We start from the raw sequence: 16,262 nt of genomic DNA, 5'->3' as shown, positions 1-16,262 counted from the left end.
GCCAGCGGCGGGTTATGCTTCTGGCATCACCCGCTCAGCCTGGAATGCACCATGGACACGCAACCTCTGATCATCCGCCCGCGCGCCGAAGACGTCGAAGGCCAGCCGATTCTGCGCCCGTTGCCGTCAGCCAAATGCCGCAGCGTCGGGCCTTTCGTGTTTTTCGACCACATGCTCGAGACGGTTTATCCGACGGGCAAAGGTATGAATATCCGACAGCACCCGCACATCGGTCTGTCGACGCTCACGTATCTGTTCGAAGGTCAGATCCAGCACAAGGACAGCCTTGGCTCGGATCAAGTAGTCAGAGCCGGTGATGTCAGCTGGATGACCGCTGGTAGTGCGATTGCACACGTCGAGCGCACGCCGGAACCGTTGTGGGACCAGAGTTTCACGATGCACGGTTTGCAGATCTGGCTGGCGTCGCCCAAGGATCACGAGCAAGGCCCGGGGCATTACAGCCATCACCCGGCAGCGACATTGCCGGTCAGCGATAACCTTGGCGTACAGATCCGCATGATTGCCGGGTCAGGCTTTTGCCTGGAATCGCCGGTGCCGGTGCTTTCTCCTACGTTGTATGCGGAAGTGAACATGCAAACCGCGACCACTTTGCTGATTCCGACCGAGCATGAAGAGCGGGCGGTTTATGTGTTGAGTGGGGATGCGCAATTGAATGGCGAAGCGATTGAGCCGCATGCGTTGGTGGTATTGCCGGCCGGGGAAGAGATGAGTCTGTTTGCCGAAAGTGATGTGCACGCGGTGGTGTTCGGCGGCGCGCCGCTGGACGGGCCGCGGCGGATCAACTGGAATTTTGTCGCGAGCGATCCGGCGGCGATTGATGAAGCACGGCGTAAATGGGCGGCCGGGGATTGGCCGACGGTGCCGGGGGAAGTTGAGCGGATCGAGTTACCGCGCTGAAAAGCACCCTCACCCCAGCCCTCCCGAAACGTCGGACCGCCCGTAGGGAGAGGGAGCCGACCGAGGTGTCTGGCGTCATACATCGACCTGAAAAATCTTGGCGATTATGGATTCACCAAGACACTTTCAGGTCGGCGTAACCCTGAAGCATCCCCCATTCAGTCCCCTCTCCCTACGGGCGGTCCGACGTTTCGGGAGGGTTAGGGTGAGGGGCTTTTGCTTTTCAGGCTTCAGCCCTTGAACACTTCATCCAGCAAATCATGCATCGACTTGAACGCGCGCTTCGCGGTTTTCGCGTCGTACATCATCTTGCCCGGCACATTCGCATGCGGATCAGTGAACGAGTGCACCGCACCGCCATAGCTCAGCAGTTGCCAATCGACTTTCGCCGCGTTCATTTCATCCTCAAACGCCGGCAATTGCTCTTTTGGCACCAACGGGTCTGAAGCACCGTGCAGCACCAGCACCGAACCTTTGATGTTCTGCGCGTCGGCCGGATTCGGCGAATCCAGCGTGCCGTGGAACGACACCGCCGCTTTCACCGGCGCACCGATGCGCGCCAAATCCAGCGCACAGCAACCACCAAAGCAGAAACCGAACACTGCCAGGTTCGAAGTATCCACCGCCGCTTCGCCCTGCTTCTGCAACTGCTCGAACGCCGCTTGCATACGCTTGCGCAGCAGCGCGCGATCATCCTTCAACGGCATCATCGCCGCGCCGGCCTGATCCGCGTTCTGCGGACGCACAGCCTGACCGTAAACGTCAGCGATCAACACCACGTAGCCCTTGGCCGCGACCGATTTGGCGATCTCTTCGGCACCGGCGCTGACGCCCATCCAGTTCGGCGCCATCAACAAACCCGGACGCGCGCCTTTGTGCTCGGCGTCGAACGCCAGACGACCTTCATAAGGCTGGCCGTCGATCTGGTAGACCACGGAACGTACAGTGACTTCGCTCATTTCTGACTCCTGATTTGCTAAACACCAGAATGAAAAAACCCGCCGAAGCGGGTTTTTCTACGACTTGGTTAAACCGACAGTTCAACCAGCAGCTTGTTCAGGCGGCGCACATAAGCGGCCGGATCTTTCAAGCTGTCGCCGGCAGCCAGGGCTGCCTGATCGAAGAGGATGTGCGACAGGTCGCCGAACCGCTCTTCGCTCTGCTCGCCATCGAGTTTCTCGATCAGCGGGTGGCTTGGGTTGAATTCGAAGATTGGCTTCGAATCCGGCACTTTTTGCCCGCTGGCTTCGAGGATCTGGCGCATTTGCAGACCCAGATCCTGCTCGCCGATGGCCAGAATGGCCGGCGAGTCGGTCAGACGATGCGATACGCGGACTTCAGCCACGGAATCGCCCAGCGCGGTTTTCAGACGCTCAACCAGACCTTCTTTGGACTTGGCGACTTCTTCTGCAGCTTTCTTGTCCTCTTCCGAGTCCAGATTGCCCAGATCAAGATCACCACGTGCCACGTCAACGAAAGTCTTGCCGTCGAACTCGCTGAGGTAGCTCATCAGCCACTCGTCGATGCGGTCGGTCAGCAGCAGTACTTCGATGCCTTTCTTGCGGAAGACTTCCAGGTGCGGGCTGTTTTTAACCTGCGCGTAGGTTTCGCCGGTGAGGTAGTAGATCTTGTCCTGACCTTCCTTGGCGCGAGCCAGGTAGTCGGCCAGACCGACGATCTGCTCGCCGTCGTCGCCATTGGTCGATGCGAAACGCAGCAGACCGGCAATTTTCTCTTTGTTGGCGAAGTCTTCGGCCGGGCCTTCTTTCATGACCTGACCGAAGTTCTTCCAGAAGCCTTTGTATTGCTCAGGCTCGTTTTTCGCCAGTTTTTCCAGCATGTCGAGCACACGCTTGGTCAGCGCGGTCTTCATCGAATCGATGATCGGGTCTTTCTGCAGGATTTCGCGCGACACGTTCAGCGACAGGTCGTTGGAATCGACCACGCCTTTGATGAAGCGCAGGTACAGCGGCAGGAACGACTCGGCCTGATCCATGACGAACACGCGTTGCACGTAGAGCTTCAGGCCTTTCGGCGCTTCACGCTGGTACAGGTCGAACGGTGCGCGGGCCGGCACGTACAGCAGCGAACTGTACTCAAGCTTGCCTTCGACTTTGTTGTGGCTCCAGGCGAGTGGGTTTTCAAAGTCGTGAGCGATGTGCTTGTAGAACTCCTGGTATTCCTCGTCCTTCACCTCAGTGCGCGGACGGGTCCACAGGGCGCTGGCGCGGTTGACGGTTTCCCATTCAACGGCTGGTGCTTCTTCGCCTTCTGCTTCTGCCGCTTCTTTCGGCAGTTCGATCGGCAAAGCAATGTGGTCGGAGTACTTCTTGATGATGTTGCGCAGACGCCAGCCATCGGCGAACTCGTCTTCCGCAGCTTTCAGGTGCAGAACGATGCGGGTGCCGCGCTCTGGTTTGTCGATGGTGGCGACTTCGAACTCGCCCTCGCCTTTCGACGACCAGTGCACGCCTTCGCTGGCCGGGGTGCCGGCGCGACGGGAGTACACATCAACTTGGTCAGCAACGATGAAGGCGGAGTAGAAGCCCACACCGAACTGACCGATCAGGTGCGAATCTTTCTTCTGATCGCCCGAAAGATTTTTCATGAAATCGGCAGTGCCGGATTTCGCGATGGTCCCCAGGTGGGTGATCACATCGTCGCGGTTCATGCCGATACCGTTGTCTTCGAGGGTGACGGTCTTGGCGTCCTTGTCGAAGCTCACACGGATTTTCAGATCAGCGCCACCTTCGAGCAACTCTGGCTTGGCCAGGGCTTCGAAGCGCAGCTTATCGACAGCGTCAGAGGCGTTCGAGATCAATTCGCGAAGGAAAATTTCCTTGTTGGAATACAGCGAATGGATCATGAGGTGCAGCAGCTGCTTTACCTCGGTCTGGAAGCCCAGGGTTTCCTTTTGAGTTTCCACACTCATGGTCATCAAACTCCAATCAGATGGCAGTGGCCGCGACCCGAAATGGTCGACGGCGGGTTGTCTTGTGAGTTTGGGGCGCTGTTCAGGATTTCAAGGGCTCCTCGATTTTGAAGTGCGCACGCGCGGTGGCAATCGGTTCGCTTTCAGTGCTTTGCCAGGCTGTGATCGCAACGTTGGCGACGCGGCGTCCCTGACGGCAGACCTGACATTTGGCCCAGGTATCGCGGAACTGCCCGGCGCGCAGGTAATCAAGGGAGAAGTCGATAATCTTCGGCACGCCAGGCGCACCGGTGAAAATCAACAGATGCAGGGCGGCGGCCAGCTCCATGAATCCGGCAATCACCCCGCCGTGGATCGCTGGCAATAAAGGGTTACCAATGTTGTCCTTGTTCGCCGGCAGCTTGAACAACAGTTCATCACCGACTCGCGAACACTCGATACCGATTAGCCCGGCGTACGGGATCAGTTCCAGCAACGGCGCGTAATCACCCTCTGCATGGGCCTGCTGCAATTGTTGCTTGAGGTCGTCAATCACTGACTTTCTCCCTTGATCGCGCCGCCGAAACCTTTGGTGCCTTTGAGGCCCTTGCCCATGCGCATGAAGGTGCCGACCACATGGGCGATGGGCTGTTCGGGATCATCCTGATAAGCAAAGCCTCGGGCGAATATCACATCGGTGGTCACTCGGTAGCACTGGGCAAAGCCATACACATCCTTGTTCGGCTCGGCGGCGTGCATGTAATCGATGCGCAGATCGAGGGTCGGACACACCTCGAACTCCGGCAACACGCACAGGGTCGACATCCCGCAGGCGGTGTCCATCAATGAAGTAATCGCCCCGCCGTGAATGACTCCGGTCCGGGGATTGCCGACGATTTTTTCGCTGTACGGCAAGATCACCGTAAGCCCTTCGGCCGAGGCGCTGTGCACCTGCAAACCGAGTACCTGACAGTGACGCAGCGCCGATAGAAACCGCGTCGCACGCTCAAAAACGGTGTTTTCGGCCATTTGATAATTACTCTCGTTAGAGCCTTTTGCCAGTAGTGAGCAAAACAGCAAAAGTTCCGTGTAAAAACAAACTTATATATCTGAAAGAAATGAGGAACTTAACCTGTAGCGCCGAGTTCTTAAGGCCAGTAGTTATTTTCCATAAGGAGAAACACCCCATGCGTAAGACTTTTGCTATTGCCTTGATGTTGACCGCTTCCCTCGGTCTCGCTGCCTGCGATAAAAAATCCGAGGACAAAGCTCAAGATGCCAACCAACATGCTGAACAAGCTCAGCAAGACATGAACAAAGCTCAGGATAAAGTGAACGACGCTGCGAAAGAAAACGCCGAAGCTGCCAAAGCTCAGGCTGAATCGAACGCTGCTGCACAAGAAGAAGCTGCCAAGAAGCAATAATTCGCTTTTTGCTGCAGAAAGAAGAAAACCCGCCAAGTGCGGGTTTTCTTTTGCCTGGCAATTAACGCCAGAGTCGCCTTAGAGCAAGACAGTTCTAAAAGTCGGACTAATCATTAGCAACAGCGAACACAATACGCCAACTATCCAGACCAGACTGCGCAGTTTGGGAAGATCGGCCAGGTAGAACCACAAGTAGAAGAGTCGCGCGATCACGAAGACGATCGCTAATGTGTCGATCAGCCATCCTGCCGTTTGCGTGGTGTGCGCCATCAACACAGCGACTGCGAACAACATGAACGCTTCGATGCTGTTCTGATGCGCCGCCAGCGCCCTCGCGCCGTAACCGGTCAATTGCGCCTGTTGCTGACGCGGCAGGTGATTGTTGTAACCACCCTGCTCTTTCATCGCTTTGCCTACCGGCATACGCGCGATATAGATCAACAGCGCGCTGATAAACACACACCAGAACGGAATACTCATCAAGCGACCTCTCTGTTTGTTTCGGGAAGGGGGGCTTCTGTAGGGGTATAGACCATGACATCGAGAACGTCGGAATGAAACTCCCGGCGGTACAGAACCACCACGACGCCGGCACTCATCAACATGAACAACCATGGACTCACAAACCAGGCCAGCATGCTCATGCCGAAGTAGTAGGAACGCAAGCCGAAGTTGAACTGGTTGGCCGCCATTGAAATCACTCGCGCCGCCCGCAAGGCAAAGGCTTTACGCTCCTGCTCCGACACCTGCCGCTCGCCGATCATCGGCGCCGACCCCACCAGTACGGCAGCAAAGTTGTACTGACGCATGCACCAGCTAAAAGTGAAGAAGGCGTAAACGAACACCATCGCCAGACACAGCAACTTGATCTCCGACATGCCCTGCGACGCCTGTTGCACCATCGGGATGTCCGCCAGCAACGAAACCGCCCGCTCTGACGCGCCAAGCACGGTGAGAATGCCGGCGAGAATAATCAATGTGCTTGAGGCGAAGAACGAGGCGTTGCGTTCAAGATTGCCAATCACGCTGGCGTCGGCGATGCGGTTGTCACGCAGCAACATACGGCGCATCCAGTCCTCGCGGTACAGGTGCAGCACACTGGCCAGACACGCTGTGTCGCGGGCTTTCCAGCCGGCATAACGGGTGTAACCACCCCAGCAGATGACAAACCAGACGGCGGCGAGCAGGTGGATCAGGTTGGCTTGGATGAACGACATGCAATTCCCTGTGGAGTATGGATGCTACCTGTGGGAGCGAGCCTGCTCCGGGCGGCGTTCCGACGAAAGCGGCGTATCACGCAACAGTGATGGCGGCTGACACAACGCTTTCGCGAGCAGGCTCGCTCCCACATTAGGACTTCGGCAACTCTTCGACGTTAGCCTAGGGAAAAAGACACTGCCTGACGCGCATAAAAAATGCCCCGTATCGATTGATACGGGGCATTTCTGTTTAAGCGTTGAAGACCCGCTTATGGCGGGTCAGGCAACGTCAGGCAACCGCTTCGCTGCGCTTGCCCAGCATGCGATCGCAAACCACTGCAACCACCAGCGTCATCACACACGGCACCAACCAGGCCAGGCCCTGCTCGCTCAGCGGCAGGTGGGACAGCTGCGATGGCATCCAGTCGGCCAGACCCGCGCCTTTCAGCGCGTCGATGGTGCCAAACACAAACGATACCAGCATCACCGGACCAAGAATGCGGCCGTGCTCATGCCAGAAGTCTTTGCAGAAGCTCAGCGCTACCAGCACGATGCACGGCGGGTAGATCGCGGTCAGCACCGGGATCGAGAAGGCAATCAGCTTGGTCAGGCCCAGGTTGGACACCAGCAGCGAGAACGCCGCCAGAATGATCACCAGGGTCTTGTAGGACAGTGGCAACACACGGCTGAAGTACTCAGCGCAAGCACAGGTCAGGCCGACCGCTGTCACCAGGCACGCCAGCGAGATCAACACCGCGAGGAAACCGCTGCCCAGCGAACCGAAGGTGTGTTGCACGTAGGCATGCAGTACCGCCGCGCCGTTGGTCGCGCCCACCGCCACTTCGTGGCTGCCGGAACCGAGGCGGAACAGGCTGACATACACCAGCGCCAGACCGACACCGGCAATCAGCCCGGCGATGATCGCGTAACGGGTGATCAGCGCGGGCGACTCGACGCCACGGGAGCGGATCGCGTTAACGATGACAATGCCGAACACCAGCGCGCCCAGGGTATCCATGGTCAGGTAACCATTGATAAAGCCTTGGGAGAACGGTGCCGCCACGTATTCTGGCGTGCCATGGCCGATGTCACCCGCCGGCAAGGCGAATGCGGCGATACCGAGCACCGCCAGTGCGATGATCTTCAGCGGCGCGAGGAAACGGCCAACGGTGTCCAGCAACCGCCCAGGGTAGAGCGAGATGAAGAACACCAGCAGGAAGTACACCGAGCTGTAGAGGAACAGTGCCAGCGGGCTTTCGCCAGTGAGCGGCGCTAGACCGACTTCAAACGATACGGTTGCGGTACGCGGGGTGGCGAACAACGGGCCGACCGCCAGGTAGCACGCAGCCGCCAGAATGCCGCCGGCAATCTTGCCGATCGGGCTGCTCAGCGTATCCATCGCCCCACCAACCTTGGCCAGTGCAACGACGGTGATCACCGGCAGACCGACCGCAGTGATCAGGAAGCCCAGCGCGGCCATCCAGACATGAGGTCCGGCCTGCAAGCCCACGATCGGCGGGAAAATAATGTTGCCAGCCCCAACGAACAGGGCAAATGTCATAAAGCCAAGTGCCAGGATGTCCTGACCTTTCAAAACTTTCATTAAGGTAATACCACACTACTGAAATCGGAATTTAGAGGGGGATTGCCCTGTGTAATTAGGGAAATGCTGTCGATCCGTATGGGACTGACCCTTAAAGCGCGTTGCATGCCTTGTGGGCGGCAGACGCAAAAATGGCTGCTAGCCTAACGAATTTGGCCTGCAAACGCACTGTTAGAGGGCGAACTATCCGATACGCGACGTTTCCGTGTCGCGTTTTTGCATGTAATTGGGCGAAAGCCTATAAATCAGCGGATGTCAGAAACGACAAAGGCCACCCGAAGGTGGCCTTTGTTTGGTAAAGCGTCAGTTAAGCGCGAGGCTTACTTGACAGCCCAACCAGTCAGCTCGGCCAGGGCCTTGCCGATGTCTGCCAGCGAACGCACGGTTTTCACGCCTGCGTCTTGCAGAGCAGCGAATTTCTCGTCTGCAGTGCCTTTGCCGCCAGAGATGATTGCGCCAGCATGGCCCATGCGCTTGCCCGGAGGAGCAGTCACACCAGCGATGTAGGAAACAACCGGCTTGGTCACGTGTGCCTTGATGTAGGCAGCCGCTTCTTCTTCAGCCGAACCGCCGATCTCACCGATCATCACGATCGCTTCGGTCTTCGGGTCTTCCTGGAACAGCTTCAGGATGTCGATGAAGTTCGAACCCGGGATCGGGTCACCACCGATGCCGACGCAAGTCGACTGACCGAAACCGGCGTCAGTAGTCTGCTTAACAGCTTCGTAGGTCAGGGTGCCGGAACGCGAAACGATACCGACTTTGCCTGGCAAGTGAATGTGACCTGGCATGATGCCGATCTTGCACTCGCCCGGAGTGATAACGCCTGGGCAGTTAGGGCCGATCAGGACTACGCCCAGCTCGTCGCACTTAACTTTAGCGTCCAGCATGTCCAGGGTAGGAATGCCTTCGGTGATGCAGACGATCAGCTTGATGCCGCCGAATGCCGCTTCCAGGATCGAGTCTTTGCAGAAAGGAGCCGGAACGTAGATCACGCTGGCGGTAGCGCCAGTGGCTTCTACTGCGTCTTTAACGGTGTTGAACACTGGCAGACCCAGGTGCTCGGTGCCGCCTTTACCAGGAGTAACGCCACCGACCATCTTGGTGCCGTATTCGATGGCTTGCTGGGTGTGGAAACTACCTTGCGAACCGGTAATACCCTGGCAGATAACTTTGGTGTCTTTATTGATCAGGACGCTCATTATTTGCCCTCCGCAGCTTTGACAACTTGTTGAGCAGCGTCGGTCAGGCTGGTAGCAGCGATGATGTTCAAACCGCTTTCTGCCAGTACTTTAGCGCCCAGCTCAGCGTTGTTGCCTTCAAGGCGAACAACAACCGGGATTTTCACGCCGACTTCTTTCACAGCGCCGATGATGCCTTCGGCAATCATGTCGCAGCGAACGATGCCGCCGAAGATGTTGACCAGTACTGCAGCGACGTTGGTGTCGGACAGGATGATCTTGAACGCTTCAGTTACGCGTTCTTTGGTAGCGCCACCACCTACGTCGAGGAAGTTGGCTGGCTTGCCGCCATGCAGGTTGACGATGTCCATGGTACCCATGGCCAGGCCAGCACCGTTGACCATGCAACCGATGTTGCCTTCCAGTGCTACGTAGTTCAGTTCGAACTTGGCAGCGTGCGCTTCGCGCGGATCGTCTTGCGACGGATCGTGGAAAGTCTTCAGCTTAGGCTGACGGTACATGGCGTTGGCGTCGATGTTGATCTTGGCGTCCAGGCAGTGCAGATCGCCATCAGCCTTGATCACCAGCGGGTTCACTTCCAGCAGAGCCAGGTCGTGATCCTTGAACAGTTTGGCCAGACCTACGAAGATCTTGGCGAACTGAGCAACCTGCTTGCCTTCCAGACCCAGCTGGAATGCCAGCTCGCGACCCTGGAATGGCTGAGCGCCAACCAGTGGATCGATAGTGGCCTTGAGAATTTTTTCTGGAGTGTCGTGAGCGATTTTCTCGATGTCCACGCCACCTTCGGTGGAAGCCATGAACACGATGCGACGGCTCGAACGGTCAACGACAGCGCCCAGGTACAGCTCTTTAGCGATATCAGTGCACGATTCAACCAGGATCTTGGTGACTGGCTGGCCATTGGCATCAGTCTGGTAAGTCACCAGACGCTTGCCCAGCCACTGCTGTGCGAAGGCTTTGGCGTCTTCTTTGCTGCGAACCAGCTTAACGCCGCCCGCTTTACCGCGACCACCGGCGTGGACCTGGGCTTTGACAACCCACTCGCTGCCGCCGATTTTGTCGCAAGCTTCTGCTGCTGCTTCCGGGGTGTCTACTGCGTAACCAGTGGAAACTGGCAGGCCGTATTCAGCGAACAGCTGCTTACCCTGATACTCGTGAAGATTCATGCTTTTTACCGTCTTCGTTAGGTACTGCGCATTCGGCGCTGCGCTCGTTTGAGTGCCGCGCCACCTGTGACTGCTGCTTGCGTAGCTGAGCTACGCAAGACTGCGTCCAGCGGACATTCCGCGGTGAGACTTGCTCGCAAGGCTCACGACGGGCCGTTACCGCCGTGGTTTCTTATTGTGTCTTAACGCTTCTTGCGGTTGGCAATGTGGATGGCACCGCCATTCACAGCCAGAGCAGCTTCGTGCAAGGCTTCAGACAGGGTCGGATGGGAGAAAACCATCATGCCCAGGTCTTCAGCGCTGGTGCCGAATTCCATACCGATCGCGCCCTGCTGAACCAGTTCTGCAGCGCTCGGGCCAATCACGTGCACGCCCAATACGCGGTCAGTCTTGGCATCAGCGATGACCTTGACGAAACCACCGGTATCGTTGGCGGCCATGGCACGGCCGGAAGCGGCGAACGGGAAGGTGCCGACGTTAACTTCAACGCCTTCAGCTTTCAAGGCCTGCTCGGTTTTGCCAACCCACGCGATTTCCGGGTGAGTATAAATAACCGAAGGGATCAGGTCATAGTTCATCTGGGCTTTGTGGCCCTTGATGCGCTCGACAACCATGATGCCTTCTTCCGAAGCTTTGTGAGCCAGCATCATGCCGCGAACCACGTCACCGATGGCGAAAACGCCCGGTACGGTGGTCGCGCAGTGATCGTCAACGTGCACGAAACCGCGCTCGTCGAGGGTCACGCCACTGTCGGCAGCCAGCAGATCAGTGGTCACCGGACGGCGACCAACGGCTACGATCAGCTTGTCGAAAGTGATGGTCTGTTCGCCGTTGGCATCGGTGTAGTTCACAACGACTTCGTCGCCGTTCACTTTCGAGCCGGTTACGCGAGCGCCCAGTTTGATGTCCAGACCTTGTTTGGTCAGGGTTTTCAGCGCTTCCTTGGAAACAGCGGTGTCCGCTGCCATCAGGAAGGTGTCCAGTGCTTCCAGAACAACGACTTCGGAGCCCAGACGCGACCAGACCGAACCCAATTCCAGACCGATCACGCCAGCGCCGATCACGCCCAGACGCTTAGGTACGGACTGGAATTCCAGAGCGCCAGTCGAATCAACGATGACTTTCTGATCAACCGGAGCCGGTGGAATGTCGATCGGACGCGAGCCTGGAGCCAGAATAACGTTTTCAGCTTCGATGACTTCAACCGAGCCGTCTGGCTTGGTGACTTCGACTTTCTTGCCAGCCAGCAGTTTGCCGTGGCCCTGGATCGAAGTAACGCCGTTGGCCTTGAACAGGGTGGCAACGCCGCCGGTCAGGTTCTTGACGATGCCAGCCTTGCGGCCAACCATCGCAGCGACGTCCATTTTGACTTCGCCAGTCGAGATACCGTGAACGTTGAAGCTTTCTTTCGCTTCCTTGTATTTCCAGGAACTGTCGAGCAGCGCCTTGGAAGGAATGCAGCCCACGTTCAGGCAGGTGCCGCCCAGGGCTTGCTTGCCTTCAGCGTCGGTGTACTTCTCGATGCAGGCAGTGGTCAGACCCAGCTGCGCCGCCTTGATGGCAGCCACGTAGCCACCAGGGCCAGCACCGATCACTACTACGTCAAATTTCTGCGACATTCAAAAATCCTCTTTTTTGCAGCAAGCGTGAAGCCGCAAGCCTCAAGCCAAACTGCGGTTACTCGCAGCTTGCAGCTTGAGACTTGCAGCTGCTTCTATCAAATATCCAGCAACAGACGAGCCGGATCTTCCAGCAGGTTCTTGATGGTCACCAGGAAGGTCACAGCTTCTTTGCCATCGATCAGACGGTGATCGTAGGACAGTGCCAGGTACATCATCGGACGGATAACGACCTGACCATTGATGGCCATAGGACGCTGGATGATGTTGTGCATGCCCAGAATCGCTGCCTGCGGCGGGTTGACGATCGGGGTCGACATCATCGAACCGAAGGTACCACCGTTGGTGATGGTGAAGGTACCACCGGTCATCTCGTCCATCGACAGTTTGCCGTCACGGGCTTTCTTGCCGAAGGTGGCGATGCCGCCTTCGATTTCAGCCAGGCTCATCAGTTCGGCGTTACGCAGAACCGGAACCACCAGACCGCGATCGCTGGAAACAGCAACACCGATGTCAGCGTAGCCGTGGTAAACGATGTCGCCGCCGTCGATCGACGCGTTGACAGCCGGGAAGCGTTTCAGCGCTTCGGTGGCCGCTTTCACGAAGAACGACATGAAGCCCAGGCGTACGCCGTTGTGGGACTTCTCGAACAGGTCCTTGTACTTCGAACGCAGGGCCATGACTTCAGTCATGTCGACTTCGTTGAAAGTGGTCAGCATCGCCATGTTCGACTGTGCTTCAACCAGACGCTTGGCCACGGTGGCACGAACACGGGTCATCGGTACGCGCTTCTCGATGCGGTCGCCAGCGGCGAACACAGGAGCAGCAGCCGAAGGAGCAGCAGCCTTGGCAGGCGCGGCAGCCGGAGCGGCTTTCTTGGCAGCAACAGCAGCAACCACGTCTTCCTTGGTCACACGACCGCCCTTGCCGGTGCCGGCAACGGAAGCGATGTTGATGCCGTTTTCTTCAGCCAGCTTGCGCGCAGCAGGAGCAGCAACAGGATCGTCTTCGCCTTCGGCAGCAGCTGGAGCAGCGGCCGGAGCAGCAGCGGCGGCTGGGGCAGCGGCAGCAGCGCCACCTTCAACGATGGAGCCCAGCACTTCGTCGGACAGGACGGTCTCGCCCTCGCCCTTGACGATTGCGCCCAGCACGCCATCAGCGGTAGCCAGAACTTCCAGTACGACTTTGTCGGTTTCGATGTCGACGATCAGTTCGTCGCGCTTGACGGCGTCGCCCGGTTGTTTGTGCCAGGTGGCAACGGTGCCATCGGCAACCGATTCCGGGAAAGTGGGGGCTTTGATCTCGATAGCCATTATCTGTGGTTCCTTAAATTCGGTTTCAGGTGCGCGAAGGCGTTAAATGGTAAACGCGTCTTGCAGGAGTTTTTCCTGCTGCTCGGCGTGCATCGATGCGTAACCACAAGCTGGGGCAGCAGAAGCCTCACGGCCCGCGTACTCAAGTACGAGAGACTTGTCGAGGTTACCGATGCTGCGACGCAAGTGGTGCTGGCTGCAGTACCAGGCGCCCTGGTTCATCGGCTCTTCCTGACACCAAACGGCATTTTTGACGTTGGTGTATGGAGCCAGGACTTCTTTCAAGTCGTCCTCAGGGAATGGATACAGCTGCTCGATACGCACGATGGCGATATCTTCACGGCCTTCGGCACGGCGTTTTTCCAGCAGGTCGTAGTAGACCTTGCCGCTACACAGAACAACGCGCTCGACCTTTTTCGGGTCCAGAGCATCGATTTCCGGGATCACGGTCTGGAACGAACCTTCGGCCAGATCTTCCAGGGTCGAGATGGCCAGCTTGTGGCGCAGCAGCGACTTCGGCGTCAGCACGATCAACGGCTTGCGCAGCGGACGAATCACCTGACGACGCAGCAAGTGGTAGATCTGTGCTGGCGTAGTCGGTACGGCAACCTGAATGTTGTGCTCGGCGCACAATTGCAGGTAACGCTCAAGACGTGCCGAGCTGTGCTCAGGGCCCTGACCTTCGTAACCGTGTGGCAGCAACATGGTCAGACCGCAGAGACGGCCCCACTTGTGCTCGCCGCTGGTGATGAACTGGTCGATTACAACCTGTGCACCGTTGGCGAAGTCGCCGAACTGGGCTTCCCAGATCACCAGCGCATCCGGCGTGGTGGTCGAGTAACCGTATTCGAACGCCAGTACCGCTTCTTCCGACAGGAACGAGTCGTACAGGTCAAAGCGTGGCTGACCGTCGTACAGGTGCTGCAGCGGAATGTAGGTGCCCGCGTCTTTCTGGTTGTGCAGCACAGCGTGACGGTGCGAGAACGTACCGCGGCCGATGTCCTGACCGGTCATGCGGATCGGGTGACCTTCGAACGCCAGGGTCGCGTACGCCATGGTTTCGGCGTAACCCCAGTTGATCGGCAGGCCGCCGGCTTGCATCTTCTGACGGTCTTCGTAGATCTTCGAGACCTGACGCTGAACCACGAAGCCTTCCGGAATTTCCAGCAGCTTGGCGGACAGTTCTTGCAGGGTCTTCAGATCAAAGCGAGTGTCGTGACGCGCAGTCCAGGCATGGCCCAGATACGGACGCCAGTCCACGAACAGCTCTTTGTTCGGCTCTTTGACCAGCGATTTCACTACGTGCAGACCGTTGTCCAGCGCGTTGCGGTATTCATCGACTTTCGCCTGAACACGCTCTGCGTCCAGCACACCGCCCTGGGTCAGACGATCAGCGTACAGCTCACGGGTGGTGCGCTGTTTGGTGATCTGCTGATACATCAGAGGCTGGGTACCGCTTGGCTCGTCGGCCTCGTTGTGGCCGCGACGACGGTAGCAGACCAGGTCGATCACCACGTCACGCTTGAACTGCATGCGGTAGTCGATGGCCAACTGGGTCACGAACAGCACGGCTTCCGGATCATCCCCATTCACATGGAGGATCGGCGCCTGGATCATCTTCGCAACGTCGGTGGCGTACTCGGTGGAACGCGAGTCCAGCGGGTTGCTGATGGTGAAACCGACCTGGTTGTTGATCACGATGTGCACGGTACCGCCGGTCTTGAAACCGCGGGTCTGCGACATCTGGAAGGTTTCCATGACCACGCCCTGACCTGCGAATGCAGCGTCACCGTGGATGGAGATCGGCAGAACCTTCTCGCCAGTGGCGTCATTACGACGATCCTGACGGGCGCGCACCGAACCTTCGACCACCGGGGAAACGATTTCCAGGTGGGACGGGTTGAACGCCATGGCCAGGTGAACTTCACCGCCGGCGGTCATCACGTTGGACGAGAAGCCCTGGTGATACTTAACGTCACCGGAACCCAGCTCGACCTTCTTCTTGCCTTCGAACTCGTCGAACAGCTCGCGCGGGTTCTTGCCGAAGGTGTTGACCAGCACGTTCAGACGGCCACGGTGGGCCATGCCGATGACGACTTCCTTGGTGCCGTAGGAACCGGAACGCTGGATCAGTTCGTCGAGCATCGGAATCAGGCTTTCGCCGCCTTCCAGACCGAAACGCTTGGTGCCCGGGTATTTGGTGCCCAGGTATTTTTCCAGGCCTTCACCGGCGGTTACGCGCTCAAGCAGGTGGCTCTTGATGTCGGCGGAGTACGTCGGACGACCACGCACGCTTTCCAGACGCTGCTGGAACCACTGGCGCTGCTCGGAATCGGTGATGTGCGTAAATTCAGCGCCGATGGTGCGGCAATATGTCTGCTGCAACGCTTCGTGAATTTCGCGTAGGCTCGCTTCCTCTTTGCCGATGAACAGGTCGCCGGCACGGAAGGTCGTATCAAGATCGGCATTGGTCAAGCCGTAATGATTGATCGACAGGTCTGCAGGTGCAGGACGCTGCCACAGCCCCAGCGGGTCAAGCTGGGCTGCCTGGTGGCCACGCATACGGTAGGCCTGGATCAATCGCAACACTTCAACTTGCTTCTTCTCGTGCTCACTGCTCACGCTGCCGGCGGAAACCGGTTGGGCGCGGCGCTGGTTCTTTGCCAGCAGCACGAAATGATCGCGAATCGTGGAGTGCGAAACATCAGTGGCAGAGTTGCCGTCGGCAGGCAACTTCTGAAAGTAGGTGCGCCACTCTTCTGGCACAGCGTTAGGGTCGTGCAGGTAGAGCTCATAAAGCTCTTCCACATAGGCAGCGTTTCCACCTGAAAGGTAGGCGCTGTTCCACATGCGCTGCATCACGCTTTCTTGCATGCTTGGTCACCCTCGGTTAGGGGAACACCATCG

General features: G+C 57.9%; 14 protein-coding genes. 2 read left to right on the top strand and 12 right to left on the bottom strand.

Translation table 11 applies throughout. The features are described 5' to 3' along the window. Positions 1 to 51 precede the first annotated feature (51 nt). Entirely contained in the window at positions 52 to 918 is an 867-nt protein-coding gene (locus LOY43_RS08355; RefSeq protein ID WP_095124977.1) for a pirin family protein, read from the top strand. A gap of 230 nt (positions 919 to 1,148) precedes the next feature. Here LOY43_RS08355 and LOY43_RS08350 read toward each other — a convergent pair whose 3' ends face one another. The 4 genes from LOY43_RS08350 to LOY43_RS08335 all read right to left on the bottom strand — a co-directional run bounded on the left by LOY43_RS08350 (position 1,149) and on the right by LOY43_RS08335 (position 4,858). Next, complete coding sequence (locus LOY43_RS08350; protein ID WP_258709451.1) at positions 1,149 to 1,877, bottom strand: dienelactone hydrolase family protein; 729 nt, start codon at positions 1,875 to 1,877, stop codon at positions 1,149 to 1,151. A gap of 68 nt (positions 1,878 to 1,945) precedes the next feature. Next, positions 1,946 to 3,850: a molecular chaperone HtpG gene (gene htpG, locus LOY43_RS08345; RefSeq protein WP_258709450.1), complete on the bottom strand. Its 1,905-nt coding sequence runs from the start codon at positions 3,848 to 3,850 to the stop codon at positions 1,946 to 1,948. Positions 3,851 to 3,932: 82 nt separating this feature from the next. Continuing rightward, positions 3,933 to 4,385: a PaaI family thioesterase gene (locus tag LOY43_RS08340; RefSeq protein ID WP_220558339.1), complete on the bottom strand. Its 453-nt coding sequence runs from the start codon at positions 4,383 to 4,385 to the stop codon at positions 3,933 to 3,935. Beyond that, positions 4,382 to 4,858 (bottom strand): PaaI family thioesterase, encoded by a 477-nt coding sequence (locus LOY43_RS08335; protein ID WP_095050222.1) that lies wholly within the window; start codon positions 4,856 to 4,858, stop codon positions 4,382 to 4,384. The genes LOY43_RS08340 and LOY43_RS08335 overlap by 4 nt, the downstream gene beginning before the upstream one ends. Positions 4,859 to 5,016: 158 nt before the next feature. Here LOY43_RS08335 and LOY43_RS08330 point away from each other — a divergent pair, with 158 nt between their 5' ends. Next, positions 5,017 to 5,253: a hypothetical protein gene (locus LOY43_RS08330; protein ID WP_007919867.1), complete on the top strand. Its 237-nt coding sequence runs from the start codon at positions 5,017 to 5,019 to the stop codon at positions 5,251 to 5,253. A gap of 78 nt (positions 5,254 to 5,331) precedes the next feature. Here the strand turns inward: LOY43_RS08330 and LOY43_RS08325 are convergent, their stop codons facing one another. From LOY43_RS08325 to LOY43_RS08290, 8 genes are all read right to left on the bottom strand, one after another. Continuing rightward, positions 5,332 to 5,733 carry an MAPEG family protein gene (locus tag LOY43_RS08325; RefSeq protein WP_095050221.1) on the bottom strand — a complete coding sequence of 134 codons (402 nt, stop codon included), beginning with the start codon at positions 5,731 to 5,733 and terminating at the stop codon, positions 5,332 to 5,334. Beyond that, entirely contained in the window at positions 5,733 to 6,470 is a 738-nt protein-coding gene (locus LOY43_RS08320; RefSeq protein WP_095050220.1) for a DUF599 domain-containing protein, read from the bottom strand. The genes LOY43_RS08325 and LOY43_RS08320 overlap by 1 nt, the downstream gene beginning before the upstream one ends. Positions 6,471 to 6,741: 271 nt before the next feature. Beyond that, positions 6,742 to 8,055, bottom strand: a complete 1,314-nt coding sequence (gene brnQ, locus LOY43_RS08315) for a branched-chain amino acid transport system II carrier protein (RefSeq protein ID WP_095124981.1) — start codon at positions 8,053 to 8,055, stop codon at positions 6,742 to 6,744. Between the two features lie 320 nt (positions 8,056 to 8,375). After that, on the bottom strand, positions 8,376 to 9,257 hold the full coding sequence (sucD, locus tag LOY43_RS08310; protein ID WP_008082972.1) for a succinate--CoA ligase subunit alpha: 882 nt from the start codon (positions 9,255 to 9,257) through the stop codon (positions 8,376 to 8,378). After that, a complete protein-coding gene (gene sucC, locus LOY43_RS08305) occupies positions 9,257 to 10,423 on the bottom strand; it encodes an ADP-forming succinate--CoA ligase subunit beta (protein ID WP_007919879.1) in 1,167 nt (388 codons plus the stop codon). Before sucC ends, sucD begins: the two co-directional genes overlap by 1 nt. 182 nt (positions 10,424 to 10,605) lie before the next feature. Continuing rightward, complete coding sequence (gene lpdA / locus LOY43_RS08300) at positions 10,606 to 12,042, bottom strand: dihydrolipoyl dehydrogenase (RefSeq protein WP_007919881.1); 1,437 nt, start codon at positions 12,040 to 12,042, stop codon at positions 10,606 to 10,608. Positions 12,043 to 12,140: 98 nt separating this feature from the next. Then, positions 12,141 to 13,355 carry a 2-oxoglutarate dehydrogenase complex dihydrolipoyllysine-residue succinyltransferase gene (odhB, locus tag LOY43_RS08295; RefSeq protein WP_258709449.1) on the bottom strand — a complete coding sequence of 405 codons (1,215 nt, stop codon included), beginning with the start codon at positions 13,353 to 13,355 and terminating at the stop codon, positions 12,141 to 12,143. 42 nt (positions 13,356 to 13,397) lie between these two features. Next, positions 13,398 to 16,229: a 2-oxoglutarate dehydrogenase E1 component gene (locus LOY43_RS08290; RefSeq protein ID WP_093439917.1), complete on the bottom strand. Its 2,832-nt coding sequence runs from the start codon at positions 16,227 to 16,229 to the stop codon at positions 13,398 to 13,400. Positions 16,230 to 16,262: the final 33 nt, after the last annotated feature.

This window comes from Pseudomonas sp. B21-041, assembly GCF_024748675.1.
GTDB classification, from domain to species: Bacteria; Pseudomonadota; Gammaproteobacteria; order Pseudomonadales; family Pseudomonadaceae; genus Aquipseudomonas; species Aquipseudomonas neuropathica.
This window is presented reverse-complemented; position numbering and strand designations above follow the sequence as displayed.